The organism is Bacillus sp. ISL-34 (assembly GCF_018613325.1).
GTDB lineage: Bacteria > Bacillota > Bacilli > Bacillales > DSM-1321 > Peribacillus.
In genome coordinates this window covers 255,516-282,075 of record NZ_JAGGQJ010000004.1, presented here as the reverse complement: position 1 = coordinate 282,075, position 26,560 = coordinate 255,516, and the positions used below count along the sequence as shown (strand labels likewise).

Annotated in this window: 23 protein-coding genes; 3 read left to right on the top strand and 20 right to left on the bottom strand. The window is 41.4% G+C overall.

From position 1 onward, the window contains the following. Nucleotides 1-24 precede the first annotated feature (24 nt). The 5 genes from ltaS to J7E52_RS05110 all read right to left on the bottom strand — a co-directional run bounded on the left by ltaS (nucleotide 25) and on the right by J7E52_RS05110 (nucleotide 6,893). On the bottom strand, nucleotides 25-1,992 hold the full coding sequence (ltaS, locus tag J7E52_RS05130; protein WP_214743965.1) for a lipoteichoic acid synthase: 1,968 nt from the start codon (nucleotides 1,990-1,992) through the stop codon (nucleotides 25-27). A 1,101-nt stretch (nucleotides 1,993-3,093) separates the two neighbouring features. Further along, nucleotides 3,094-4,038, bottom strand: a complete 945-nt coding sequence (locus tag J7E52_RS05125; RefSeq protein WP_214744125.1) for a siderophore ABC transporter substrate-binding protein — start codon at nucleotides 4,036-4,038, stop codon at nucleotides 3,094-3,096. 212 nt (nucleotides 4,039-4,250) lie between these two features. Beyond that, nucleotides 4,251-5,009 carry an iron ABC transporter ATP-binding protein gene (locus J7E52_RS05120; protein ID WP_137016601.1) on the bottom strand — a complete coding sequence of 253 codons (759 nt, stop codon included), beginning with the start codon at nucleotides 5,007-5,009 and terminating at the stop codon, nucleotides 4,251-4,253. Continuing rightward, on the bottom strand, nucleotides 5,003-5,950 hold the full coding sequence (locus J7E52_RS05115) for an iron chelate uptake ABC transporter family permease subunit (RefSeq protein ID WP_214743964.1): 948 nt from the start codon (nucleotides 5,948-5,950) through the stop codon (nucleotides 5,003-5,005). Before J7E52_RS05115 ends, J7E52_RS05120 begins: the two co-directional genes overlap by 7 nt. Next, the gene (locus J7E52_RS05110) at nucleotides 5,943-6,893 is read right to left on the bottom strand and encodes an ABC transporter permease (protein WP_076368205.1); all 951 of its coding nucleotides are present in this window, start codon (nucleotides 6,891-6,893) and stop codon (nucleotides 5,943-5,945) included. Before J7E52_RS05110 ends, J7E52_RS05115 begins: the two co-directional genes overlap by 8 nt. 271 nt (nucleotides 6,894-7,164) lie before the next feature. Between J7E52_RS05110 and J7E52_RS05105 the strand changes: the two genes are divergently transcribed. The 3 genes from J7E52_RS05105 (at nucleotide 7,165) to shc (ending at nucleotide 11,406) form a co-directional block, all read left to right on the top strand. After that, nucleotides 7,165-7,506 carry a DUF1450 domain-containing protein gene (locus tag J7E52_RS05105; RefSeq protein WP_214743963.1) on the top strand — a complete coding sequence of 114 codons (342 nt, stop codon included), beginning with the start codon at nucleotides 7,165-7,167 and terminating at the stop codon, nucleotides 7,504-7,506. 218 nt (nucleotides 7,507-7,724) lie between these two features. Next, on the top strand, nucleotides 7,725-9,374 hold the full coding sequence (locus J7E52_RS05100) for a M14 family metallopeptidase (RefSeq protein ID WP_214743962.1): 1,650 nt from the start codon (nucleotides 7,725-7,727) through the stop codon (nucleotides 9,372-9,374). A gap of 136 nt (nucleotides 9,375-9,510) precedes the next feature. Continuing rightward, entirely contained in the window at nucleotides 9,511-11,406 is a 1,896-nt protein-coding gene (gene shc / locus J7E52_RS05095) for a squalene--hopene cyclase (RefSeq protein WP_214743961.1), read from the top strand. A gap of 226 nt (nucleotides 11,407-11,632) precedes the next feature. Here the strand turns inward: shc and J7E52_RS05090 are convergent, their stop codons facing one another. The 15 genes from J7E52_RS05090 to J7E52_RS05020 form a co-directional block, all read right to left on the bottom strand. Beyond that, nucleotides 11,633-12,115 carry a tetratricopeptide repeat protein gene (locus J7E52_RS05090; protein WP_286197458.1) on the bottom strand — a complete coding sequence of 161 codons (483 nt, stop codon included), beginning with the start codon at nucleotides 12,113-12,115 and terminating at the stop codon, nucleotides 11,633-11,635. A 252-nt stretch (nucleotides 12,116-12,367) separates the two neighbouring features. Continuing rightward, entirely contained in the window at nucleotides 12,368-12,916 is a 549-nt protein-coding gene (locus tag J7E52_RS05085) for a PepSY domain-containing protein (RefSeq protein WP_214743960.1), read from the bottom strand. Nucleotides 12,917-12,981: 65 nt separating this feature from the next. Continuing rightward, nucleotides 12,982-14,337 carry a sensor histidine kinase gene (locus tag J7E52_RS05080; protein WP_214743959.1) on the bottom strand — a complete coding sequence of 452 codons (1,356 nt, stop codon included), beginning with the start codon at nucleotides 14,335-14,337 and terminating at the stop codon, nucleotides 12,982-12,984. After that, nucleotides 14,334-15,029, bottom strand: a complete 696-nt coding sequence (locus J7E52_RS05075) for a response regulator transcription factor (RefSeq protein WP_214743958.1) — start codon at nucleotides 15,027-15,029, stop codon at nucleotides 14,334-14,336. The genes J7E52_RS05080 and J7E52_RS05075 overlap by 4 nt, the downstream gene beginning before the upstream one ends. A 159-nt stretch (nucleotides 15,030-15,188) precedes the next feature. Next, on the bottom strand, nucleotides 15,189-15,707 hold the full coding sequence (gene msrA / locus J7E52_RS05070; RefSeq protein ID WP_214743957.1) for a peptide-methionine (S)-S-oxide reductase MsrA: 519 nt from the start codon (nucleotides 15,705-15,707) through the stop codon (nucleotides 15,189-15,191). A gap of 105 nt (nucleotides 15,708-15,812) precedes the next feature. After that, nucleotides 15,813-16,421 (bottom strand): response regulator transcription factor, encoded by a 609-nt coding sequence (locus tag J7E52_RS05065; RefSeq protein WP_057278094.1) that lies wholly within the window; start codon nucleotides 16,419-16,421, stop codon nucleotides 15,813-15,815. A gap of 12 nt (nucleotides 16,422-16,433) precedes the next feature. Beyond that, nucleotides 16,434-17,555, bottom strand: a complete 1,122-nt coding sequence (locus J7E52_RS05060; RefSeq protein ID WP_214743956.1) for a sensor histidine kinase — start codon at nucleotides 17,553-17,555, stop codon at nucleotides 16,434-16,436. Nucleotides 17,556-17,649: 94 nt separating this feature from the next. Beyond that, nucleotides 17,650-18,708 carry a Delta(5) desaturase DesA gene (desA, locus tag J7E52_RS05055; protein ID WP_214743955.1) on the bottom strand — a complete coding sequence of 353 codons (1,059 nt, stop codon included), beginning with the start codon at nucleotides 18,706-18,708 and terminating at the stop codon, nucleotides 17,650-17,652. A gap of 274 nt (nucleotides 18,709-18,982) precedes the next feature. After that, the gene (locus J7E52_RS05050) at nucleotides 18,983-19,690 is read right to left on the bottom strand and encodes a response regulator (RefSeq protein ID WP_214743954.1); all 708 of its coding nucleotides are present in this window, start codon (nucleotides 19,688-19,690) and stop codon (nucleotides 18,983-18,985) included. Beyond that, entirely contained in the window at nucleotides 19,687-21,279 is a 1,593-nt protein-coding gene (locus J7E52_RS05045; protein WP_214743953.1) for an ATP-binding protein, read from the bottom strand. Before J7E52_RS05045 ends, J7E52_RS05050 begins: the two co-directional genes overlap by 4 nt. A 79-nt stretch (nucleotides 21,280-21,358) precedes the next feature. After that, nucleotides 21,359-22,885 (bottom strand): tripartite tricarboxylate transporter permease, encoded by a 1,527-nt coding sequence (locus J7E52_RS05040; protein ID WP_214743952.1) that lies wholly within the window; start codon nucleotides 22,883-22,885, stop codon nucleotides 21,359-21,361. 18 nt (nucleotides 22,886-22,903) lie between these two features. Continuing rightward, nucleotides 22,904-23,359: a tripartite tricarboxylate transporter TctB family protein gene (locus tag J7E52_RS05035; protein ID WP_214743951.1), complete on the bottom strand. Its 456-nt coding sequence runs from the start codon at nucleotides 23,357-23,359 to the stop codon at nucleotides 22,904-22,906. A 57-nt stretch (nucleotides 23,360-23,416) separates the two neighbouring features. After that, nucleotides 23,417-24,439 carry a Bug family tripartite tricarboxylate transporter substrate binding protein gene (locus tag J7E52_RS05030; RefSeq protein ID WP_214743950.1) on the bottom strand — a complete coding sequence of 341 codons (1,023 nt, stop codon included), beginning with the start codon at nucleotides 24,437-24,439 and terminating at the stop codon, nucleotides 23,417-23,419. Between the two features lie 159 nt (nucleotides 24,440-24,598). Continuing rightward, nucleotides 24,599-25,525 carry an AEC family transporter gene (locus tag J7E52_RS05025; protein WP_214743949.1) on the bottom strand — a complete coding sequence of 309 codons (927 nt, stop codon included), beginning with the start codon at nucleotides 25,523-25,525 and terminating at the stop codon, nucleotides 24,599-24,601. A gap of 154 nt (nucleotides 25,526-25,679) precedes the next feature. Beyond that, the gene (locus J7E52_RS05020) at nucleotides 25,680-26,552 is read right to left on the bottom strand and encodes a LysR family transcriptional regulator (RefSeq protein ID WP_214743948.1); all 873 of its coding nucleotides are present in this window, start codon (nucleotides 26,550-26,552) and stop codon (nucleotides 25,680-25,682) included. Nucleotides 26,553-26,560 lie beyond the last annotated feature (8 nt).

Genomic DNA, 26,560 nt, shown 5'->3' with positions numbered 1-26,560 from the left:
TTCCTGCCTGTTTTTTCATTAGCCTTATTTATCGGGCTTATCTTCCTTTGAAGCCTCTTCATCATATGTGTAATCATAATCAGTAGGGTCTATCGGTTTAAAACCATTTGGAGTATAGAAACGGAGTAAGTCACCATTCACTACTTGGTCTGATAAATTGAGCATCGTTTCAGCTCTCGTTTTATAATTGAGGATGTCATCATTTTCCTCGACCAATTCTCCTGTTTTAGTATCGTAGTATTTACCTTTTATGGAGGTGACATCCGGTGTTACAAAATCACCGTTCCTGAAAGGTACTACTTCATTATGATCTTTTGACAATAAATCGGAACCGAATTGTACATAATCTTTAGATTCAATTCCTAACAGATGCAATAAAGTCGGGAGAAGGTCAATCTGTCCTCCGTATTGGTGCATTTCCCCGCCTTCAACACCTGGAACATGAATCAATAATGGTACACGTTGCAATTGGGCATTCTCAAATGCGCCAACATCCTCGCCAAGCACTTTTGACATGGCTTCTTTATGGTTTTCGGAAATACCATAGTGATCACCATACATAACGATTACCGAATTATCATATAGACCTGATTCCTTCAGGTAATCGAAAAACTCTTTAAGCGCCTCATCGGCATAGCGTGCAGTTTGGAAGTAACTATCAACGGAAGCATCGCCTGTCGTATGCTTACCGATTGTCGCTTTTTCCTGGTCCATGGAATATGGGAAATGATGTGATACCGTGATGAATTTTGTATAGAAAGGCTGTTTAAGCGTTTCTAACATTGGAATCGATTCCTTAAAGAAAGGCTTATCCATTAATCCATAACTTAGTACTTCCTCTTTATTTTCCATATTATAATGGTTTGCATCGAAGAACTGATTAAAACCAAGAGACTTATACATATTATCCCGGTTCCAGAAAGATTTGTAATTACCATGGAACACAGCAGATGTGTATCCTTGTTGTCCTAAAATCGCAGGTGCTGCTTGATACGTATTTTGGGAACGGTTTGTGAATGCTGCCCCCTGTGGTAAACCGAACAGGGAATTTTCGAGCATGAACTCGGCATCCGCCGTTTTACCTTGGCCCACTTGATGGAAGAAATTATCAAAGTGCATGAAATCTGACTTATCTGCTGCAAGTGAGTTCAAAAATGGAGTTACTTCTTCCCCATTCAGCTTATAATCGATCAGGAAATTCTGCATCGATTCCAAATGCAGGTAGATGACATTCTTACCTTTGGCTGCTCCAAAATACTTCGGGTTCGGTTCAGCACTTGTTGCCTTCGTATAGTTGACGACCTCGGCGATATCCGTGCTGTTCGCAGTCGCACGCTGAGCGTATGTTTTAGTATTCTGAACGGCATCATAAACCGTATAGTTGAACATGCCCAAATATTTGACGATATAGTTCCGGTCGAATGTTCTTGATAATAATTGCGGGCGATCCTTTTCAGCAAGTCCTAAATTAATTGCGAAAATTGCAAGTCCCGCTAGGTAAACCATTCCGACTGTACGGCGTTTGACTTTGAAGTCTTCCAATTTAAAGTCTTTGAATCTGTACAACACGATCAAAAGAACCGTATCAAGGAAATAAAATACGTCATGGCCTTTAAATAATTCTAAAATACTCGGTCCCAAATCCCCGGCATTTTGCACTTGCGTCAAGGTTGGCAATGTAATGAAATCGGTAAATGACCTGTAGTATACAATATTGAAGAATAACCATAGTGACATCAATAAGTTCAACCTGATGATCCATTTAAACGATTTTTTGCCTCTAGCCAATAGTGCCAGACCAAAGAATAAAATGGCTGAACTAATCGGGTTAATGAACAGCAAGAACTGTTGCAAGCCATTTTCAAGACCTAAGTTGAATTCAATTCGATATCCAATATAAGTTTTTATCCAAAACAAGACTACCGCAATAAAGAAAAAGCCTAGTATGTTATCTGCAAATAAATGCCGGCTTTTTTTAAGAAAATTATTCATGCTTTCACCTCTATTAATCTAGTGGTTTATTTATATAAATTTTTACAAACTTACAAAAGACGGAAAATCGGAAACCTTATAATAGCATTCTTTCACTTGGATAGTCAAGATTGTGAAAACCACCTTTTGTCACATCCATAACTCCTATATCCAGAACACTTCTTAAGCTTATGAACAAGCCTTTGAAAAAATAACAGAGTTTCGCCCGTCTCGAATGTTCAGCGCACCTATAATAAATATATAGGAACTCCATGTCTTAATCCAATAAATATTACCGTAATTTTTGGGGTGACTGCGGATGACAGTCACTGTTTAGTTTCATGTCCTTGAGCCTTTTCCATTATAAACGACTCTTTATAAAAAAACCAGTGCATTACAAAATATGTAAAGGTATTAATCTTCAATTATTGGAGGCTATCTTAAATTTCCAGGATTTATTCCCCGATAATTCGACAGTTAAAAATGGATTGCCGGTTACATGGATTCATCTCTCCTCCGCACTTTTGTACCCCATCCAAAATCCAAGCCTGCAAAAGTTTGACAAATATATTATTGCATCCTGTCCCTTTAAAATCCCATAAACTAACAATTGGATTTCGTGTAATATCGACATCATTCCTCTCCGGCTTAATTGATTAGCTTTTTTTGAATAATTTTCCTGAAATGATGATCATATTATTTTTATATTTTTACTCTCGAAGATAATTTTTATCTTCCATAAAAGATTCGTTTTACCAAAATTCACTTAAATTACAATTTAAAAACCCCTTCTGGAACCGGAAAGTCTCAAGTATCCATTGTTTTGATATTATAATAGGAAGAAACTGAATTATTTCATATTGGCTGAAGGGTCATATTCTTTCGAAAGCAGCTCCTATGAGCCGTAAACAGCAAGAGGCGCGAATATGTGCCTTGTCCTTTTCCATTCCCCTTAATTGGGTTGTGGGGGCCTTATAAGCTCACCTGTGTTTTGATGGGTACCTTTACAAGTGAATTCTTTTCGTCCCCTTTGTTAGTATATTTGTTTCATCCAGCTTTATTATAAAAAATAAAAAAATCCTGCCCTCGATCGAGGACAGGATTTCTTTAACTATATTTATATTACTTAATGCCTTCTGAAACTTCTTTAACCATAGCGTTAACAGACTCTATACCGCCGCCTGATAAGTACCAGTAGTTAGGGTCTAGATAAATGATGTTGCCTTCTTTAAATGCTTTTGTATTTTTCACAATGTCATTTTCAACAGTTTCTTTTGCTGCAGCTCCATCACCGGCAACCGCATCTCTGTCTACAACGAATAGGTAGTCAGGATTCTTTTCAGCAATGTATTCGAAAGAAATACTTTGACCATGTGTCGATACTTCCAATTTATCATCTACTGCAGGTACTCCGAATACATCATGTATGATTCCAAATCTTGAATCCGGTCCGTAAGCACTTACTTTTCCACCGCTGGCAAGAACGATTAAACCAGTTTTGTCAGTTGGAGCTTTTTCTTTCAAAGCATTAATGTTTTCTTCAACACTTGCCAATTCTTTAGCTGCTTCGTCTTCTTTATCGAAGATCTTACCCAAAAGTGTTACGTTTTCTTCAAAGGATTCCATATATTTTGTTGTATCCACACCCACAAAAACAGTAGGGGCAATTTTGCTTAATTCTTTGTATGCTTCAGATTGACGGCCAGAAATAAGGATTAAGTCAGGAGCAATCTCGTTGATTTTTTCGAAGTCAGGCTCTTTTAATCCGCCGGCATTTTCGGTTGTACCTTCATATTTAGATAGGTATTCTGGAAGGCCATCATGAGGGACAGCTACCACTTCCACACCAAATTTATCAAGAGTATCAAGAGCACCCATATCGAATACAACGACTTTTTCAGGGTTGGTTTTTACTTTCGTTTCGCCTAGTTGGTGCTTAACCGTAATTTCTTCGCTTTTAGCACTTTCTTTTTTCGCGCTTGATTCTTCTTTTTCCTTATCTGATCCACAAGCTACAGCCACTACAGCCAGCATTGCAATCAAAAGAAATAAAGATAATTTCTTAATCATTATGGTCACCTCGAAAAATTTTTTTATTTAAAATTACATATTGAGTCCTCACCTTCACAGAATTCACCTTCATCACTTTCCCTGCCATATGAACAGGAGGCGGCTATAATCTTGGGCGCCCGCCAACTCTTACCAGCCTAAGAAGCGTATGTGGTGATTTCTGGGACGGCTACGAATACTGAAGTAATTTAAAACCAAATGGAATTGTCTTACGTGAAGTACACACAGATCTTATTGTCATTGATGCTTTGGATTTCAATATCCATATCATAGATTTCCTTTAATACATTGGAATTGATGACTTGTTCAGTAGGTCCATTGTGAACAACCTTGCCATCCTTCAATGCGACAATATAGTCGGAATAACAGGATGCAAAATTAATGTCATGAATGACGATAATGACCGTTTTGCCTAATTCATCGGCCAATCTCCTCAATACCTTCATGATTTGGACGGAATGCTTCATGTCAAGATTGTTCAGGGGTTCATCAAGAAGTACATACTCCGTGTTCTGAGCAATAACCATGGCAATGAATGCCCGCTGTTGCTGCCCGCCGCTAAGCTGGTCAAGAAACTTATCCTGCATGTCGGCAAGTTCCATATATTCAATCGCTTCATCGACGTATTTCCAATCCTCTTTAGTCAGCTTGCCTTGTGAATAAGGAAAACGGCCAAAGGCGACGAGTTCACGAATCGTTAAACGGATATTGATGTGGTTAGCCTGCTTTAAGATGGCAATCTTTTTCGCAAGTTCATTGCTATTGAACTTCCCCATATCCTTACCCTCGATCAGGACTTCTCCTGAATCCCGGGTAATGAGACGGCTGATCATCGAAAGGACGGTACTTTTCCCGGCTCCATTGGGACCGATGAAGGATGTGATTTTCCCTTTCATAATTTCAATGGAAACATCCTCGACAACCGTTTTACTATTATATTTTTTGAATAAATTTTTCACTTCTACCATGATTTATTCTCCTTTAATAGAAGATAGATGAAATAGACACCGCCGACAAAGTTGATGATGACACTTAAGGTGGTGGTGAACGTAAATATCCTCTCCACAATGAATTGGCCGCCGACCAAGGCAACCACACTGATCAGCATTGCACCGGGGATGATATGTTTATGCTGATAGGACTTAATGAATTGATAAGCCACATTTGCAACCAGCAATCCGAGGAACGTGATCGGACCGATCAGGGCAGTCGAAATGGAGATTAAAACCGTAACGACGATTAAAACCCGCTTCGTGACAAAATCATAATCCACACCCAAGTTTATGGCTTGGTCCCTCCCCAGGGACATGACATCTAAATACTTCAAAAATCTCATGAAATATATCATTGCCGCTATCATGAGGATAATAGCTAACGTTAACAGGTCCGTGTTGACATTATTGAAGCTGGCGAACATTTTATTTTGAATGATTTGAAATTCATTCGGGTCAATCAATACCTGCATGAATGAAGACATGCTGCCGAATAAGGTTCCGAAGATGATACCGATCAGCAATAGGAAGTAAATATTACGGTTTTTCTTGAACATGAACTTGAACAGCAGGCTGGAAAAAATAAGCATGGCCGCAAGTGTAATCAGGAAATTGAGATTTTTATTCATGATCATGATATGCGTTGATCCGAAGAGGAAAATCACTCCCGTTTGGATCAGCATATACATGGAGTCCAACCCTAAAATGCTTGGTGTCAGGATTTTATTATTCGTGACCGTCTGGAAAATCACTGTTGAAAAAGCTATTGCACAGCCAACCACGATGATGGCTATGATTTTTATAACCCTTCTCGGCAGTGCATAATCCCAATTCGGGCCAAGGTCCCAAAAGATATAACCTGCCGTTAAAGCTGCTGCAAGAACAGCCAATATAATGATCCTACTTTTATTATTCATATGCCTTTCTCCTCAGTATCAGATAGATAAATACGGCGCTTCCTATGACACCAACGACGAGTCCGATCGGGATTTCAAATGGATATATGAGGATCCTGCCCAGAATATCGCAGATCAATAGGAATACTGCCCCTAGCAATGCTGTATGAGAAAGACTCTTTTTCAAATTGTCACCAAGGTAAAGGGATACAATATTTGGTACGATCAATCCTATGAAAGGTATCGTTCCCACCGTTAACAAAACGACAGTGGAGGATAATGCCACGATGATCAATCCAAAATTGACTATAAGCTTATAATTGAGTCCTAGATTGATAGCAAACTCCTCACCCATCCCTGCCACAGTGAATTTATTGGCAAAGAAGTATGCGAGAATGACTAGAGGGATACTTACATATATAAGTTCATACCTTCCCGACATGATCATCGAGAAGTCCCCATTCATCCATGTGTTGAGGCTTTGAATCAAATCATATTTATAGGCAAAGAAAGTCGAGATGGATCCGACGATATTACCAAACATCAAACCAACCAATGGAATGAAAATCGTATCCTTATATTTCACTTGATCAAGAATTTTCATGAACAAGAATGTACCTGCCAAAGCGAATATGAAAGCGAATGCCATTTTCTCAATAAGTGCTGCCGATGGAAAAATGATAATGGCAAGAAGAAGTCCAAGCCTTGCAGAATCCATGGTTCCGGCAGTCGTCGGGGATACAAATTTATTACGGCTCAATTGCTGCATGATCAGACCGCTTATACTCATCACGATACCGGCAATGACTATGGTCACCATTCTAGGGAAACGGCTTTGCAGCATGATTTGCACTTTATCATCACTTAGATCCAATAAATCCAGGGGGGTAATATCTTTTACGCCAATGAATAATGACGTAAATGATAAAACAATTAACGCCATGACTAAATATCTTATCTTCATCTACATTTCCTACTCTTCCTATCTCAGATAATACAGCGATAATATTTGTAATTAAATATATTTGAATAAAGACTATCGCAAAGTCACCTATTGAAATGGAAATCATGAGGTTGCAATAGTTACAAGGTTTTTCCATTCGTGATAATGAGATTCATTATCAATATCAGTTATTCTTATTCTATCATTTCTTTGACATGTGTCAATATATACAAGGGAATTACTTTGATAAACTCCGGATAGTCAGATTGTAATGAATTGGGATGAACCAATCATGCATTTCGTTACAGGAAGTGCTAAAATCAAACTAACAAATATTTACTCTTTTAATGAAAGAAGCGATATGATGAAAAACTTGCTATCCAAAGTGTTCTCAAAAAAGGCGAAAATCCAGATTGAATTTTGCCAAAATAATCTTGACCGCTTCCTTAATGAACAAACAGTTGCCGACTATGGCAAGTTCTTAGCGAATCCAAGGATTCAATATAAGGAATATGAATGTTTGAGTGAGTGTAAACTTTGTTTGAAAACCCCCTATGCGAAAGTGAATGGCCAGATTATGAGTGGCGAAGATTCACAGGATCTTTTAAATCGGTTACATGATGAATTGAAATGATACGGGCCAAGCCAATTGCTTGATCCGTGTCAATTTGACTTTCCACCTGTAATTATACAGAATACAGGTGATGAACATCTAATAAAAGGAATTGCGAATTTGCCATGGAATCATTAATCTAGTCGTTACTTCCTGTTTTTCACTATTTCCTACGTTTTTACTGTATAAATAGCTTAAAACATGATAATTTATGGAAAAAGATAGACAGGAGGACGTCCATGAAAAAAATCATTCCTACCATCGTAACAGTCGTAACACTAGGTCTTGTCACTGGATTGCCTGGCCCCAAAGCCGAAGCGGAAGAATTCACCCCTTATTATGGAAATGGTCCAAGCTACATTCAACCAGATAACCTCTCCCACCTTTTCCCTGACCCTAATGTTTCTTTCAAGACCCCTGCCTTTAAACAAAACAAGATCGCCTTTACGAGCCAGGAAGAAATGTTGAATTTTATCAATTCCCTCTCCCATAAAAACAAAAACACCCAGGTCAAGACAATAGGTAAATCGACAGAAGGACGCGACATCCCGATGCTTCTTTTCAGCAAGGATTCAAAAAGGCCGAGTAAGAATTCCCATAAACCATTGATTTGGATTCAAGGTCAGATCCATGGCAATGAACCCGCTTCAGGTGAATCCACATTAGTCCTTGCACAATGGCTGGCTGAAGGCAAGCTTGGTGATGTCCTCGATAAAGTGAATGTTGCCATCGTTCCACGCGTGAATCCTGATGGCTCTTATTATTTCAAACGATATACCGCAAATGACATGGATGCGAATAGGGACTACTTAAAAGTGGAATATCCTGAAGTACAGACGATTCATCATTCAATCGATGTTTATGAACCAGAAGTCATTCTGGATGTACATGAATATACAGTGAATCCCGCTCCCCTGAAAAAGGTGGGAGCAAATGGATCGATCGCTTCCTATGATTTACTCATCTCCTCAGCCAAGAATTTAAATATTCCCGAACAGCTTCGAAAAGCTTCCGATGAACTGCTTTTGCCTAATGTTTTTAAAACATTGGAAAAAGAAAAGCTTTCCTATCACGATTACTATACTCTGGCTAATTCTGATGATGGAGTCCTTACCGCCACAGAAGGAAGCACAGAAGCCCGGATTGGCCGAAACGCCCTCGGTTTGAAAAATACAATGACCTATTTAATTGAAACAAGGGGAATCAATATCGGCCGTACGGATTTCAAGAGACGTGTTTTTGCACAAGCTACAGCACAGGCAGCATTCATCAAAACGGCAGCTGATCAGGCCAGTAAAATTAAAAAGGCCGTTAACCAGGCAGAAACTGAAGTCGTGCAAAAAGGGCGAAAAGCAAATGATAACGACAAAATTGTCATCACCAGCGAAAATAAATTGGTTAAGGATCAAAAATTGACAGTAGTCGATTTAGCGAAAGCTAAAATGGTCAATGCCTCCATCGATTGGCTGGATTCTACCGATGCCTACCCTACCCTTGTTAGAGATCGTCCGACAGCTTATATCCTTCCACCTGAATATAAAAATATCGCCAAGAAACTTCAGCTATTGGGAGTGGAAGTGAAAAAATTAAAAAAACCTATGAAAGTAGCTGTTGAAAGCTATAGGGTCAAGGATTTAAAAGTTCCCGCTGAACTGGAAAGCGGACACTCCACAAGGGAAGTCACGACCACGGTTACTTCAAAAACTCGGGATTTCCCAAAAGGAAGCTTTGTTTTCGACATGGCCCAGCCCGATGCCAACTTCATCTCCCTTGCCCTAGAACCTGAAGGCATAGACAGCTATGTGACGTTCAATTTCATCCCGGCTGACAAAGGAAAAGAACTTCCGATTTACCGCTATATGCAGCCATCTTCCTTACCCGTTAAATGATGCATAGTATCTAAAATGACGCTTTGGCAGCTTTCGCTGCCAAAGCGTTTTTAGTTTCCTCCCTCCTTTCTTGAATGCAACGACAAGTTTTGAATATACATATAAACGGAAATGTGTTTTAAGAGGAGGAAAGTCATTGAACCAACATGTACAATTGGAAATCAATCGCCTTGTTCATCGCTTGAAACAAGACCAATCCGCTGATGGTTCGTGGAATTATCCCTTTGACACCGGGATAACGGCAGATGCCTATATGATCATATTATTAAAAATTTTAGATATGGAAGATGCTCCTCTTATAGAGGCTTTAGTAAAAAGAATCGAAAGCAAGCAAACGGATAACGGTTCATGGAAACTTTTCCAAGACGAGAAGGATGGCAATGTTACGGTAACGATTGAGGCTTACTATGGCCTTCTTTTTAGCGGACTCCGCAATAAGAACGATCCCCATATGAGGAAAGCCAAAAAATTCATCCTTTCCAAGGGCGGCATCAAACAGGCCAAAATGTTAACGAAAATGATGCTTACTGTCACCGGACAATATCAGTGGCCGCGCCTATTCCCCATTCCTCTCGAAGTAGTCTTACTGCCCCCGACCTTTTTCGTCAGCATTTATGACCTTTCCGTATATGGGCGGGTCAACATGATTCCATTGCTATTGCTTGGTCATAAAAGGTTTCAGATCAAGACCCCGGACACGCCAAGTCTAAAAAATTTATTTCAAACAAGGGAGGACCGATCCGAAGAGCATATGTGGGAAGAGTATCGCACCGAGGAATATCGTTCCTTTTTCTCCAAACTTCAAACAGGCGTCAAAGCTTTGATTGGTTATCCGGATTATTTGCATTCCTTAGCCTTGGATTCAACGAAAAGGTTCATGCTCGACAGGCTGGAACCAGACGGGACACTGTACAATTATTTCGGTTCTACCTTTTTCATGATCTTTGCCCTCCTTTCAATTGGATATTCGAAAAGAGATCCAGTGATTCTAAAGGCCGTTGCCGGTCTGAAGGGAATGGCCTGCTCCATTGAGGGACACACACATATCCAGTTCACGACGCCCCATGTTTGGAATACCTCCTTAATAAGCTACGCCCTTCAAGAAGCGGGCATACCTTCCAATGACCCAACGGTTAAGGACGCCAACCAGTACTTACTGTCACGCCAGCATTATATGTATGGAGATTGGCTGATTCATAATCCTAACGCTATTCCAGGAGGCTGGGGGTTCTCTGATTTCAATACCATGAATCCTGATGTCGATGATACGACTGCCTCACTGCGGGCCCTGGCAAAGCAACTGCAGGCAAAACCGGATAATCGGGACAGTTGGCAGCGAGGTGTCTCTTTCACGATATCTATGCAAAATGATGATGGTGGATTTCCAGCCTTCGAACGGAATAACGACCATAAATGGCTGCACCTTCTTCCTATAGAGAGTTCGAAATATCTCCTGACTGACCCTTCTACCGCTGATCTGACAGGAAGAACGCTTGAATTCCTGGGGAACTATACAAAAATGAAGAAGCCGGAAGAAGTCAGTAAAAGAGCTGTGGATTGGCTATTGGAGGACCAGAAGCATGATGGTTCCTGGTATGGGCGCTGGGGCATCTGCTATCTATATGGCACATGGTCTGCACTGACCGGCATGAAGGCAGCGGGGCAAGCCACTGGACATCCATCCATCCAAAAAGCCTTAACTTGGTTGAAGAAAATTCAAAATGAAGATGGTGGCTGGGGTGAATCTTGTTACAGTGATATCAAGCAACGATATATCCCCCTCGGAGCAAGTACCCTGACACATACAGCTTGGGCTGTGGATGCGTTGATATCTGCATCCGAAAAGCCGACAGCCGAAATCGAAAAAGGCATTGCCTATCTCATCCGTGCAGGTCAACAAGATAGCTGGACCAATGATTATCCTGCAGGCCAGGGAATGGCAGATTTTTTGTATATCCATTATCATAGCTATCGCTATATTTACCCCCTTTTAGCCTTAAGTCATTATAATAAAAAATTCCTGAAGACTTAAACAACAGTGTTTATTATCATTAAAAGGTGAATATGTGGATTACCTGTGGAAAAGTAGTGAATAACACCGGAAAGTTATCCACAATCCGAGGTTATCCACATTCATTTAACCGTAAAAGTGCTAAACACAAGAAATTTTCTGTCATTTTTGTTGATTAATTCATTTCGGATATGTAGGAATGACTTGTTTTATACAGGCTTTGTGGATAGTTTGGGGATGATCACTATTATGTGAAAACTTTATCCAGTTTATCACTATAAAATTCTATGGCCTTGGCATAAGATTGTATTTCTTGATCCTTAGAAGTTTCGGCAATTATCTTCAATAGAGACTCCATTGCAAGATCATGTTGGCCCAAATTATAAAATGCCATGGCCCTGAATACCAATAAAGCCTTATCCTCAGGAAACTGCGCCAGCCCAGTTTCCAATGTCTGTCTTGATTTTTCATATTCCCCTATGGTTCGATATGTGCTCCCCAACCCTAGGAAGGCCCCTTTTTCATCCTCCTTTGGCAAACCCAATTTGAGTGCCGCTTCATAATAAGGCACCGCCTTTACCTCAAATCCGAGAATATCCAAACTCCAGGCACAATGATACTGTATGACTGCATCGCCGGGGTTTTGCTTTGCCAGCTCCATCAATAATCGATTGGATTTTTCGAATTCTTTCTTTCCCCTTAATGACAGTGCCTCTTCCAAACTTCCCATAATCAATCCTCCATTGAAAAAAATTCCTTATTGCCTCTATTCGCGTTTCTTCATTTTAATTCCTTTATAACCGCAGTTAATTTCAGAGTATGGTCAGCTACATGGTGGTTTCTTCCACCCATCCGCCTCTACATTTCCCCTAATTTCGCTTTAGATTCATAATGGCTATTAAAAAAAGGATCTGCCACTTGGCAAATCCTTTCATATATTTCAGTTCAATTATCACATATTACTATCGACATGAGATATTGATTAATCATCCAACTGGTTTTTCAATATTTTTCCCGTGTTGGCATCCACCACTACATCATATTCCTTTTGTCCTTGTTTTATTTCCAGCTCGTACACAAGTGTGCCATTCTCCGAATCCAGCTCCATATCCGTTACTTGACCATCCACTGCTTTCAAGGCAATCTTTTCAGCTTGATCACTGCTGACTTTTGCAGTTTCCACGGCTTGTTGTGTGCTCATATCCTCATCGTCACCGTCTTCCATCTCCTGAGAAAGAATCTCTCCTTTTTCAGCATCAACGTCAACGTCTTGATAGCCTTCTTTCGTTTTAACGGTCATCTCATAGGTCATCGGCTGGTCCCAATCCTTTTCAAATTGAGTAACTTCCCCGCCTAGTTTTTCTGAAATCATTTTGACAGCCTCATCCTCGGATAGGTTCCCCTTATTGACTGCATATACCGCCGTTCCAGCTGCACCGCCGAAAAGCAATACAGAGGCTATGGACACCGTCATTATTACCTTTTTCTTTTGAATGATACCTTCTTTGATCGTACTCCACTGTTTTTTCATGAATGAATTCCTCCTTTAAGTTGTTACCTTAATAATAAGCATCCTTCATGAAACGAACATGAACGTTAGATTAGAATTTGATGAGAAAGAGTGATCGTCACCAACGTTCCCTCTCCCACTTCGCTTTGAATCTCCAATTTACCGTCGAATGACTCTACAAGCTTCCGGGCGATGGAAAGCCCGAGTCCATTGCCTCCCGTTTTCCTTGCCCTCGATGAATCCACGCGATAAAAACGTTCAAATACATGTGGGAGATGTTCTGGTGGAATCCCTGCGCCTTGATCTTTCACACCAATGAGAATTTCATTATCCTGCCGTTTTATCATGATCTTTATACTTGATTCACTATATTTCATTGCATTATCCAATAGGATGACAATAACCTGTTCAAGCTTACTGGAAATGGTCATTGCATATATTTCCTTAAACTCTGATTCTATCTTTATTTCTCGATTCCCCGTCCTTCTGAATGTTTGGGCAATCCCTTCACAAAACGAAATAAGTTCTATTTTCCCTTCCACATCTGCCGATGGTTCCGTTTGGGAAGCTGACTGCAGTAGATGTTCCGTCAGCTTTTTCATCCGGACGGCTTCATGATGGATTGCCTCCACTGCCTCTTCCTGGATCGCCTCATCCTTCATTCCCCAGCGTTTCAATAGAGAGGAGTAGCTTTCTATGACCGTAATCGGTGTTTTCAATTCATGTGAAGCATCTGAAAGGAATTGCTGCTGTTGGTTATAATTCCGCTCCAGCCTTTCCATCATCCTGTTGAATGCCACTCCCATCACCTGCAGCTCGTCCTTTGATTGATCCGTAAGCGGTATCCGTTTGAATTCTCCGCTTTTCTCAATATCCTTCATCGTTCCGCTCATGATCGATATCGGTTTAAGGATCAGATTGGCCAGCCATTTACCGGCAAGAATGGATAAAAGAATGACAAAAAGGGATGCACCGCCTAAAACGAGGGCAAGCGTCGATAAATTATCAAGGAGGGTATCCTGCGGCTGTGTGACCTCGATCATCCCTAGCTTTTTTCCTTCATCGGGATAAGGGTAACGGTAGGTCAATACATATTCCCCGTCAGCTTTGGTAAAATCATATCCTTTCTCATTAATGGCTTTAACCGCCATCCCCTCAAGGTCCTCTTCATCCGTAAATGATTTTACCAATCTTCCATCTGTGTCAAATATCCGCACCATTCCATCGTCCGGGATATACGGCTCCATTAAATCGGAGTCACCGGAAATCAAATCTTTCGTAAGGATATTTTCTTCGATTAATGAAGCTTGGTCTTCAAGCAGATCCCGTTCCCTCTCTACAGATATCCAAAGAAAGGCGATTAAAACGATGATACTCAACAATATAAGCATGACGCTTAAAAAAAGACTGGAATACGATTGGATTTTCGTCCGAATCTTCATACTGGCTCCTTCAAGCTGTAACCTACACCGCGGTAAGTATGGATAAGCTGCAACTCAAACGGATAATCTATTTTTTTGCGTAAATAACGAATATACACATCAACCACATTCGTATCGCCTGCAAAGTCATATCCCCATACATGGGTCAGGATCTGCTCCCTCGAAAGTACTTGATTTTTATTTTGCAAAAGATAAACCAGCAAATCGAACTCGCGGGAAGTCAGCTCAATCCTTTTGCCTTGCCTGTGAATGTCCCTTGTTCCAAGGTTCAACTTCAGATCATGAATCTTTAGTTCATCCACTTCCCCTTCTGATTGGCTCTCCCGTACATTAGTACGAAAACAAGCACGGATCCGTGCCAGCAGCTCTTCAATTTCAAACGGTTTCGTTACATAATCATTTGCACCATGGTCCAGGCCATTCACTTTGTCTGGTACAGCATCCCTTGCGGTCAGGAGGATGACTGGTGTCGATTCATTCTTTTTCCGGTAACGCCTAAGTACTTCTATGCCATTCAGCTCGGGCAGCATTACATCCAATAAGATTAAATCCCACTCTTCGGCTTCTGCCCTTTCCAGACCTGTCTTTCCGGTAAAAGCCGATTCAGTTTGATAACCCTCATGATTAAGTTCCAGCTGGAGAACCCTCGCAATTTTTTCTTCATCTTCTATTATTAAAATTCTTTTATTCATGATCATCACCACCTACCCCTTAGTTTACTGAAGAAATATGAAAATATCATGAGAAATTGAACACTCCGCTTAAAAATCCCATGAAATAATGACATTATTTTTTGTGCCTTTAAAAGACAATAAAAAGAACCGGATGTGAATCACATCCGATCCATTTCATTAACCGTTCCAATGCTGGTCAATGAATTCATCGCGTCCCGATTTCGCACGGTCCGCTTTATAATCATCTTTGTTTTTTTTATGATAGCCTTGATGGTATTCTTCGGCAGGATAAAAGGTTTGGGCCGGAAGGATTTCCGTTACGATGGGTTTCTGGAACTTCCCGCTGGCCGCTACCTTTTCTTTCGCTTCATGAGCCAGTTTCTCTTGAGCTTCATCATGATAGAAGATGGCCGTCCGATATTGGCTTCCTCTGTCATGGAATTGACCGCCATCGTCGGTTGGATCGATTTGCTGCCAATATAGCTCCAGCAATCTTTCATAAGGAAATAACTGAGGATCGAAAGTGATTTCCACGACTTCATAATGTCCCGTAGTTCCTGTCTTCACTTCCTCGTAAGTCGGGTTTTCAACATGTCCTCCCGTATAACCTGATACGATCCCCCCAATCCCCGGTTGTTCTTCAAATGGTGTCACCATGCACCAGAAACAGCCTCCAGCAAATGTGGCCTTTTGCATAATGGTCATCCCCTTCCTACTATGTAATAAAAATTAATATACCATATTCCAATCCTGACACTATGCTTTTTTGATTTGCGAAGCCGCCATGGATTTACGCTTTGATCAATCCTTTGACCAGCCTTTTTCCTTGAATCTTACAATCGCTTCAACACGGTTGCTTACATCCAATTTATCAAGGATGACCGAAATGTAATTACGAACCGTTCCGTTGGTCAGATAAAGCTGGCTTGCGATTTCCTTTGTGGTCTTACCATCTGCAATCAATTTGAGCACTTGGCACTCGCGTTCAGTCAAAGGGTTTTCTTCTTCGAAAGCCATATCCACCAGCTCAGGAGCATAAATGCGCCGCCCATCCATGATGACACGGATCGAGTTCGCCAGTTCCTCACTTGGGCTATCCTTCAGAAGATATCCACCTACCTCGGCCTTTCTCGCTCTTTCAAAATACCCAGGACGTGCAAAGGTGGTTAAAATGATGACTTTGCATTGGTGGCCCTGATCCTTGATTTCCTCCGCTACATCGAGCCCGGTTTTAACTGGCATTTCAATATCGGTTATGCAGATATCCGGCTTTAATTGATTGACCAGATTCATTGCTTCTTCCCCATTGCTCGCTTTTCCTACAACTTCCATATCACTTTCCAAATCAAGGATGGAACCTAGCGCGCCAAGCAGCATCCGCTGATCTTCGGCAATTACGATTCGAATCAAGGTTAATCCCACCTATCCATTATTTTTTATCGCATTCGGAACCCTTATATAAAGTGTCGTTCCATCTTTTGATTTAATATCCAGGCTGCCATTAACGAATTCGAGCCTTTCTTTCATTCCTTGAAGCCCATTGCCTTTAATATACTCTGATCTATGTGAAAGCCCCACTCCATTATCCTGTACTATGATCGTCACTCCTGTTTGTAATTCTTCGATGACGATATTACAGCAGTCGGCACCGCTATGTTTGACGATATTGGTCACGGCTTCCTTCAAGCACATGCTCAAAACCGTTTCAACAAGCAATGGGGTATCTTGCAATTCCGTGGTGCCATCCAAATTAAAATCTATCTCTGCCGCTTTCAATATTTGCTTGACCCGGATGATTTCATCGCTTAGCTTGGCCCCACGCATTTCCGACACCATTTCACGTACTTCCTTGAGTGCCGTCCTCGCCGTTTGACGGATATCCTTGATTTCCTTCTTGGCCGTCTCCGGTTTCAAATCGATCAATTTCCCTGCAAGATCACTTTTCAAGCCAATCAAAGACAGCTTTTGTCCAAGTGTATCATGTAAGTCACGGGCAATCCGCTGACGTTCTTCCATTTTGCCAAGCTCTGATATTCTTTTATGAGCGTCCTCCAATTGTTCTTCCAGCCTACCCCGTTTATTCCGATTATACGTATTGAAAGGGAGAAGGATCACGCCTACCACACAAATGAGCATAAACGGAAATTGCGAAAAGAAGGTAGGGTCTTTCATGATGAAGCCAATATTGACAGACACGATGGTAGCTAATAGCTGGATCGAATATAATACGAAAAAGCCAACCTTATTTTGAACATTCCCAATAAAGAATGCTAAAAAAAGTGAAAAGTAAATGTAGCTGAAAAATATGGTCATCGATATGGATATGATTATTTGTATCGCCGTCCATACGTATACGGGCCATCCCTTCGAAACGAATGAGAGACCATATGATATGAAAAACAAAATGATCATGACGATTCCAAAGACAATCTCCAACATCGAAGAAGATTTGAAGATGAAGTAAAAAGGAAGGATACAAAAAATGATCCAGACATAAGGGCTCAGCCCTGTGTTTTTCGGAAAGATATGATACCAACTTTGCATGGCGCCGCCTCTATTTCTTTTTATCCTAGTATATACTAAGGAGTTTCATCAAAAAACCACCCAATGGAAATTGAATGGTTTTTTGATGAACTATTTATTTTTCTTGAAGACTTGGACGTTTATTATTGATTTCCACCTTAGATTTTGTTTCATTTAGACGTTCCTTAATCTCTTTAAAACTTACAAACGTCTTGTTTTCTCCATCATATAGGCGGAAGCGAAGTGATTTTAAACTTGAACTAATGGTGATTGTCGTAGCCTGCTGCAAAGGCAGGGTGGAATCATGGACTTTTTCCAGATTATAGTTTGGCACTCTTGGACTAAGATGATGCACGTGGTGAAAACCGATATTACCAGTTACCCATTGCAAAACCTTTGGAAGTTTATAATAAGAACTTCCATCAATGGCAGCCTTCACGTAATCCCATTCCGATTCCTCTTCGAAATAAGAATCTTCGAACTGATGCTGTACATAAAACAGCCAGATGCCCAGCGATCCCGTTACAAAAAGCATCGGTACCTGAATCATCAGGAATGCCTGCCATCCGATAGCCAAGCATAAAAGACCATAAATTGCCACGATTGCGGCATTTGTCAAATACGTATTCATCCGTTCTTTCTTTTTAGCGCCCTTTTTATTCAGACGGTTCGATACAAGAAATAGATAAAATGGACCTAATCCAAACATGACGATCGGATTCCTATATAAACGGTAAGCCAGACGCCCCCAGAATGAAGCGGCGATATATTCATCAACGGTCATGATCCAAATATCTCCTGTACCGCGTTTGTTTAAATTACTGCTTGTTGCATGGTGTATGGAGTGGCTATGCTTCCATTGCTCATACGGAAATAATGTAACGATTCCACTGATTGTACCCAGGATGCTATTCGCTTTCCTGCTTTTGAAAAACGATTGATGACAGCAATCATGGAAAATGATGAAAATCCTGACTACGAATCCTGAAGCCAGGACAGCAAATGCAAGGGTCAGCCAGTATGAAATGGTTAAGCTTTGATAAGCTAAAAACCATAACAGGAAAAATGGCGGAAATGTATTTATGAGCTGTTTCACGCTTGATTTAGTATTGGATTTTTCAAAAGGGGCAATATCTTTTCTCAATTGTTTTTGATTATGATTATGATTATTCATGATTTCCTCCTCATAATATATAGGAATGGATTGGTTATGCTTACATCTCTTCTTTAAGTATAGGAATTATAACCGATTTTCTATAGTCATAAACGTCAATTCACTGCCATGACACTTGTCATATACTTGTCTGATTCAACACCTTTCACACGTATTTTTTCCTCTTTCACCATTTTTACACTTCAAAAAACGATGAATTCCAATCAATCTGGTTCCATATATGCCTGACATTTATGCGATCAAATAAAAAAAAATCCGCCGTTTGGCGAACCCTTTATAACTTGATCGCATAAACCCGTTCAGGACGTCCAACCGTGCCATATGTTAAATCGGCATCAATTTTTTCCTCTGACATCAAGTGCTCAAGATAACGCCTTGCCGTTGTCCTGCTCACCCCGATCTCCTTTGCCACTATTTCGGCAGTTAACCCAGGGGAGGATTTCCCCAACACAACCATCACCTTCTCCAAAGTCATCCGATCGATCCCTTTTGGCAGTGAAGACTGTTCCCTCTCTTTTTCTTTCATTTCCTTTCGCAAAAGCTTATCCACCTGTTGCTGTGTTACGGGAAAATTGCCCTTTTCCAATTCAGACAATTTAATGTGATACTCTTGATATCGAAGTAAGGACTGCTTGAAACGTTCAAATGCGACAGGCTTGATAATATAATCAAATATGCCGATCTTGATGGCTTCCTGGACTTTTTCGATTTCTTTAGCCGCCGTTATCATGATGACATCCATTTGTTTGCTTTGCTGCTTGATTTCTTTCAGGATATCGAGCCCATTCATATCCGGAAAATACATATCGAGCAGCAATAGATTCGGCTGCATGATTTTAATGAAGCTTTTAGCTTCGTCATAGCTTGAGGCGATCCCGATCGTTTGAAACCCCTCAAGCTTTTCGATGAATAGCTTTTGTATCTCGGCAATCCGCAGGTCATCTTCTACGATTAAAACTTCTATATCGCGACTGGCCATCATTTAATCCCCCCTCTGTTTTTTGGTATGGCAACAGTAAAAATCGTATATTCCCCTTCCTTCGTCGAAAAAGTGATATATCCCCCTAATCCATCAATCGCTTCCTGAACAAGGCTCAAACCTATACCTGAATTGGTTTGATGGCTTTTCGTCGTAAAACCGTTCTGGAAAATCAGTTCGGTAACATCTGGGTTCATCCCTTTTCCATTATCTTCAACCTCGATGATCAACTCTTTACCCAAGTCCGTGACGAACAACGATACCCTTTTTTCCTCCCTTTCGTTTTCCCGTACAGCTTCGAAGGCATTATTGATGAGATTGCCGATGACCGTCACTAATAAATCCCGATCTATTTCGGACGGAATATCTTTAAAACTGCTTTCTCTATCAATAGTAAAATCAATTTTCAGCTCGCTTGCTAAACTTACCTTCCCTAAGATGAACCCAGCAATAATCGGATCAGGTACTTCCTTCATTAGAAAGTGAATGAAGCCTTGGGTGACATCGACTTCCTTCGATATGAAATCCATCGCTTCTTTATATGAACCGAGTTGAATCAAGCCTAGCAGTGTATATAGCCGATTCGAATATTCATGTGTCTGGGCCCTCAGCCCTTCTGCATACGCCTTTACATGTGACAGTTCCTGAAGGAGATTGGATAGTTCCGATTTATTTCTCAAACTTGCAACTGCACCGATGATTTCACCCTGTCCATTCAAAATGGGAATCCGGCTTGCCAAAAAAACTTCACCGTCAATCATGAATTCCTGATCATACTCGGCCCGTGCCGTGCTGACTACATCAAGCAAATGTGTATGCGTTATGACTTCTTCGATTTTTTTCCCTCGAAGAACGACGTCTTTAGGAATATGAAGGATTTTATGCGCCGTTTCATTGACGACCGTGATTTTCCCATGTACATCAATGGCAATGATGCCTTCATGAATGGATTCCAAAATGGCATGCTTCTCTTGAAACATCCAGGCGATCTCTTTCGGCTCCAGACCCAATATCGCCTTTTTTATATTGAATGAAATGAAAAAGGCTACCAACAAACCTCCGATTAATATAAAAGAGATGATCCAGACGATCTTTCTTTGTATACTGAACACTTCTTTTTCAATATCATCCTGAAGGTAGCCAACGGAGACAACACCAATGACCTTTTCATTGGCGATTATCGGGGATTTCCCCCTTATGGAAGGACCCAATGTCCCAGTGGACTCCGTGATGATGGATTTCCCATCCCACACCTCGGCGTTATCTCCCCCTACCATTTTCTTCCCGATCAAACTGGGATTTGGATGGGACAGCCGTGTTTCATTCTCATCTCCTATTACTATGAATTCCGCATTGATCTGCCTGCGAACTCTTTCCGCGATGGGCTGGATGATTACAGAAGGATTATCCGTTCCAAAAGCTTGTTTAATTTCAGGCAGCAATGAAATGGTCTGGGCAACCGACAATGCTTTTTCCCCTGTTTCCTGCTTCAGGTTATTTTCCAGGATATTTATGAAAATAACTTCAAAGATTCCACCCATTAAGATGATTAACGTACAGATGCCCAGCATCAACTTGGTGTGTAAACGCATTCAATCACCTCTACTTACATCATATAAAAAAAAACCCCTTTAAAAAAGGGGTTTTTTCATAACATTCAGAAAATACAGGTTAACCTTCAATATTGATGACAACATCCTTCCCTCTCTTCTTAAGTAAAACCGGAATGAGCAGCCATAATGCCGTTATGATCAGGAATGTCAGGGAAAGCGGCCGAGTGAAAAACAAACTGTAATCCCCATCGGATATCGTCAGGGCCCTGCGCATATTATTTTCTATCATCGGTCCTAAAACCAGTCCTAATACCAATGGGGCAATCGGATAATCATTTTTACTTAAGAAATATCCCAAGACCCCGCATCCTAATAATAGCAATAAATCATATGTCGATACTTGTACCGCATAAACTCCAAAAATGGAAATCGCGATGATGATCGGAATCAAATATTTCTTTGGCGTTTCAATGATTTTCGCAAAAACCTTAACGAGCGGGAGATTAAGGATCAGCAGCATCAGATTTCCGATGAACATACTGGCGATAAGTCCCCAAGCCACCTGAGGATGGTCCTCGAATAATAATGGACCTGGCTGAACATTGTACATCATGAGCGCACCCATTAAAATCGCCGTTGTACCGGAACCCGGAATTCCCAGCGTCAATAATGGAATCATCGCTCCGCCAGACGCCGCGTTATTGGCCGTTTCAGGTCCAGCCACTCCAGCGATCGCCCCTGTACCAAATCTCCCGGGTTTTTTTGAAATCCGTTTTTCCATAAGGTATGAGAAGAAAGAAGCCAGAGTGGCCCCTGCACCCGGCAGGATCCCTACAAAGAATCCTAAGAGCGACCCCCTCGCAATGGGACCCGCGGATTCCTTGAATTCTTCTTTGGAAGGAAGCAAATTATTGATCTTTGCAATTTCCCCATCATCCTCTTCTTTTTCCAAGATTGTCTTGAATACTTCTCCAAGGGCGAATAGACCAACTGCGATCGTCAGGAATTCGACCCCTTGATACAGCCAAGGAATGTCGAATGAAAAACGGGCGATCCCGGATACATTATCAATGCCTATCGTCCCGATCAACAAACCGCAAACAGTCATGATCAGTGCCTTGGTTACGGATTTTCCCGCAAGGCCGCTGACTGCCGCCAACCCTAGAAGCATGAGCGAAAAATACTCAGCCGGACCGAATTTAATGGCAATCGTCGATAATGGCTGAGCCAAGGCAATCATGGCGATAAGGGTGACAATCCCTCCGACGAAGGAACCGATTGCCGAAATGGATAAAGCACTCCCGGCTCTTCCCTTCTTCGCCATTTGGTAGCCATCCAGTGTGGTGACGACAGAAGAGGATTCACCAGGTGTATTCAATAGGATAGATGTTGTCGACCCTCCATACATAGCTCCATAATAAACACCTGCAAGTAAAATGATGGCGCTTGTTGCCGCTTGCTCTGGCGGAAGTCCCCCTGTAATCGAAGCGGTTACCGGAATTAAAAGAGCAACACCGCTCATCGGCCCGATCCCCGGCAAAACGCCGACAGCCGTACCGATCAATACCCCGACAAATGCAAAAAGTATGTTATACCAAGTTAGTGCCGTTTCAAAACCATGCATTAAATAATCAAAAGTGCCCACTTCACATCCCCCTTCCTTTTATGAAAACCAGATTGGCCAACCCGGCAGTGTTCCCTTTAAAACATTCACGAACAAATAATAGATGATTCCGGAAAATCCTGCGGAAATGATGAGCGATGTCACCCACTTATTTCGTTCCATCGTTTGAAAGCAAACAAACAAAAAGAGAAAGGTCGTAATGACATATCCTATCGTTTCCAATGTCAAAATATAAATCAAGGTGGAGAGCAGAATGATGATAAAAGGTTTATATTCCAGCTTTTCCTTACCCGATTCCTGCACCTTGGCCCGAAATGCCTCATAGAACAGGCGAATACTTAAAACAGCAAGAACGAGCCCCAATACAAAAGGGAAAATGTCCGGTCCTACCGAACTTCCATATGAAGAACTGGCCAGCTTCCTGCTTCCTATCATGAACAGCACCCCGACTGCCAGAAAGGCTACAGATGCAAAGCGATCAAATTTAACATCCATCACAATCCCTCCATTTCAGAAAATAAGAAGAAGGTGAAAGCACCCCCTTCTTCTCGATTATTTTTCCATGCCTAAAGCTTCCAATAATTGCTGAACCTGTTTCTCCTGTTCTTCTAAAAACTTGCTGAATTCTTCACTATTTTTATATTCTTGTTCCCATCCTTGAACTTCCACTTCCTTTTTCCATTCAGAAGTTTCAACTAGCTTCTCAATGGTTCCGTCCCAAAAGGTTTTCGCTTCACCAGACATATTCTGAGGTCCAAAAACACCTCTCCAAATCGTGAATTCAGCATCAACACCCTGTTCCTTTGCCGTCGGTATGTCTTTTAAATCTCCACCTAAACGTTCAGTCGAGGTTACGGCCAACACTCTAATCTTTCCTGCTTTTAAAAATTCCCTGACACTGGATGCATCCGTTCCGATCACATCCGCATTTCCGCCAAGCAATGCCGTAATCGCTTCCCCGCCACCGTCGTACGAAACGTATTTAAGTTCAGTTGGATTCAAGCCATATTCATAGGCTGGAAGAATGGAAATCAAATGATCCATGGATCCCGGAGCCGATCCTCCTGCAAAGGTCAACTTACGCGGATCTTTCTTCACCGCTTCCAGCACTGATTTCAAATCCTTGAATTCAGAATCTGCCTTTACCACTATCGCCCCATAATCCTTTGTCAGCTGCGCCAAAGGAGTCGTATTTTTATATCCATAAGGACTGTTGCCTTCTTTTTTAAGGTTATTGATGATGACAGGCGGTGAATTCACGAAAAGCATGTCATTATTATCCACTTGCTGTGTTGCATAATCCGCCATGAAGACTGCGCCCCCGCCACCGGGTTTGTTTTCGACGGTCAATGGCTGGTTCACCAGTTTTGTCTCACTCAAGACCTTTGTAAATGAACGGGCCGTTAAATCCCATCCACCGCCTGCGCCCGATGGAGCAACGACCGTTATGGCTTTTTTCGGATAACCTGTACTTTCTTTCTTTTCTCCTGATGTACCCGAACTGCTGCATGCACCTAAACTTAAAGCTAACGAACCCGCCAATATGACCGCTGAAATCTTTTTACGAGAAAACATGATAATCCCCCTTTTGAAAGCGTTTTCTTAATTCTACAAAAATATCTTCGTTTTCTTTGATTATTAACCTAAGATGCATAAATTCCATAACCTCTATAATGTTCATAAAGTTTTATCGGGAGACATGGGGAAAAGGCCCGCCCACAAAGAGGAGCCCTGCTAGAATAATATTTTTGATAGATAAACGACCATCGTTACCGTTATACTGCTGAATAAAGTCGACATCAAGACTGCCTGTGCCGCATACTCCGGATGGTTGTCATATTCCAAAGCGAATAATGCGCTGTTTCTCGATGTGGGAAATGAACTTGCGATAAATAATCCCTGAGCGACAGTTCCTTCCAGGCCCAGCAGGAGGATGATAAGGAAGGCGATGGATGGCGAGAGTATTAACCGGCCAATCAAGCTAAGGATAAGCGGAAGCGGAAATTGCGTCATTTTCAAATAGGCACTCTGTGCACCCAAGGTAATCAAGGCAATGGCTATGAAGGCACTCGCGATATTTTCAATCGGGGTCCATAAGAACAGCGGAATGTCGAAAGAAGCAGAATGTAATAGAAAACCGAGTAATAAAGCATAAATGACTGGATTCTTCAAGAACTCGCGAATGGCGCCCTTCGTACTTTTTGAATGGACGGAAACGGAATTCATCAATCCATAGGTATAGGTCAACAGGTTTTGAAAAATGATCACGATGACTTGGATCGACAGGCCAAGAGGATTTCCATTAAAAACCATCTGACTGACGGGTAACCCGAAATTGGCTGAGTTATTCAGGACTACACTATTTTTAAACGTGGCAGAAAGACTTTGATCAAACCTGGCAAGTTTAGCAATCACTGTACTCACGATGATGAGGCTTACTGCTTGAAGAGCAAGGAAGCTGAATATCTGGACAATCATTCCCCCGCCCATTTTACTCTGATATATATTGACAAAGCTAATGGCAGGCATGAGCAGGAAGTGATTCAATTTAGACAGCGTATTCATATCCAACTTGAATTTACGATGCAGGATGGCCCCAGCCCCTATTAGGAAAAAGACCGGCACAATGACATTCAATACGATCAGAAACAGGACACTCACTTGACTTCCTCTCCATTCCTTAGGCAATTCCTGATGATTAACATCTCCCATCTATCATAATGCCGTGATAACCATAGTTAAAATACCAATAAATTATCGTTATCCATTCAAAAAAGGAATGACAAAAAAAGCACAGAGATTTCTGCGCTTCCAGTTAAATATCACTCATGAAATCGACGTCTTTGACAAATTCGACAAACGCTTTGACCAGTTTTAATTCCAGCGACTTTTCATGATATAACATCCACGTATTCCTGATAAGGGGATTACCTTGCTTATCCTTAAGGTCCATTTGACAGAGATTTTGGTCCTTCTCCAATAAAACACTGGGGAGGATGCCATAGCCAAGGCCATTCCTTACCATTTCTTTACATGTATCACCTTTGTCCACTTCCATCCCAACCAAAGGCGGTCCTGAAAAATTGTCTCTCCACCAATTATCGATCATGGTTTTCAAAAGAGCATCTGTCCCATAATCGATCCTCGGCAGGAAAGGCAGGTTCCTGACTTCGATTTTTTCCTTGGAAGCAATACAAATCGTTTCCTCAAAAAGATGGTGCCTTGATCCTGACCATTGATAGTCCCCCCGAACGATCCCCACATGCACTTCTTCCTTGTAAATGAGGTTCAGCACTTCTTTACTCCAACCAGTGGTCACATGGAAATCCACTTTAGGATATCGCTCACGAAATAATCTCAACAGGCCAGGCAATTTATGGAGCGTGATATAGTTGGAAACACCCAGCCGTAATGTCCCACTGATCTCCTGACCCATATTGAACGCTGTCTCTTTTATCTGCCGGAGCCTGATCAGCATCTCATCTGCACAGTTGGCCAAATATTCTCCTTGAGGGGTGAACTGCACTCCCCTTGTTCCCCGCTCCACAATCTTTAGGTTGAATTCCTTCTCTATTTGTTGAATTCGTTTCGTTAAAGAAGGTTGCGATATATATAGACTTTGCGCCGTTTTAGTAATGTTCTTATGCTCATGCAACACCTTTAAAATATGCCAATCCCGTTCGTTCATAACCCTTC

Excerpts from the sequence above, each read along its gene's own strand:
- ltaS (WP_214743965.1), bottom strand. The coding sequence starts at position 1,992 with ATGAATAATTTTCTTAAAAAAAGCCGGCATTTATTTGCAGATAACATA.
- J7E52_RS05120 (WP_137016601.1), bottom strand. The coding sequence starts at position 5,009 with ATGGTAGAAGTGAAAAATTTATTCAAAAAATATAATAGTAAAACGGTT.
- J7E52_RS05115 (WP_214743964.1), bottom strand. The coding sequence starts at position 5,950 with ATGAATAATAAAAGTAGGATCATTATATTGGCTGTTCTTGCAGCAGCT.
- J7E52_RS05110 (WP_076368205.1), bottom strand. The coding sequence starts at position 6,893 with ATGAAGATAAGATATTTAGTCATGGCGTTAATTGTTTTATCATTTACG.
- J7E52_RS05105 (WP_214743963.1), top strand. The coding sequence starts at position 7,165 with ATGCATTTCGTTACAGGAAGTGCTAAAATCAAACTAACAAATATTTAC.
- J7E52_RS05100 (WP_214743962.1), top strand. The coding sequence starts at position 7,725 with ATGAAAAAAATCATTCCTACCATCGTAACAGTCGTAACACTAGGTCTT.
- J7E52_RS05090 (WP_286197458.1), bottom strand. The coding sequence starts at position 12,115 with ATGGGAAGTTTGGAAGAGGCACTGTCATTAAGGGGAAAGAAAGAATTC.
- J7E52_RS05085 (WP_214743960.1), bottom strand. The coding sequence starts at position 12,916 with ATGAAAAAACAGTGGAGTACGATCAAAGAAGGTATCATTCAAAAGAAA.
- J7E52_RS05080 (WP_214743959.1), bottom strand. The coding sequence starts at position 14,337 with ATGAAGATTCGGACGAAAATCCAATCGTATTCCAGTCTTTTTTTAAGC.
- J7E52_RS05075 (WP_214743958.1), bottom strand. The coding sequence starts at position 15,029 with ATGAATAAAAGAATTTTAATAATAGAAGATGAAGAAAAAATTGCGAGG.
- msrA (WP_214743957.1), bottom strand. The coding sequence starts at position 15,707 with ATGCAAAAGGCCACATTTGCTGGAGGCTGTTTCTGGTGCATGGTGACA.
- J7E52_RS05060 (WP_214743956.1), bottom strand. The coding sequence starts at position 17,555 with ATGCAAAGTTGGTATCATATCTTTCCGAAAAACACAGGGCTGAGCCCT.
- desA (WP_214743955.1), bottom strand. The coding sequence starts at position 18,708 with ATGAATAATCATAATCATAATCAAAAACAATTGAGAAAAGATATTGCC.
- J7E52_RS05050 (WP_214743954.1), bottom strand. The coding sequence starts at position 19,690 with ATGATGGCCAGTCGCGATATAGAAGTTTTAATCGTAGAAGATGACCTG.
- J7E52_RS05045 (WP_214743953.1), bottom strand. The coding sequence starts at position 21,279 with ATGCGTTTACACACCAAGTTGATGCTGGGCATCTGTACGTTAATCATC.
- J7E52_RS05035 (WP_214743951.1), bottom strand. The coding sequence starts at position 23,359 with ATGGATGTTAAATTTGATCGCTTTGCATCTGTAGCCTTTCTGGCAGTC.
- J7E52_RS05030 (WP_214743950.1), bottom strand. The coding sequence starts at position 24,439 with ATGTTTTCTCGTAAAAAGATTTCAGCGGTCATATTGGCGGGTTCGTTA.
- J7E52_RS05020 (WP_214743948.1), bottom strand. The coding sequence starts at position 26,552 with ATGAACGAACGGGATTGGCATATTTTAAAGGTGTTGCATGAGCATAAG.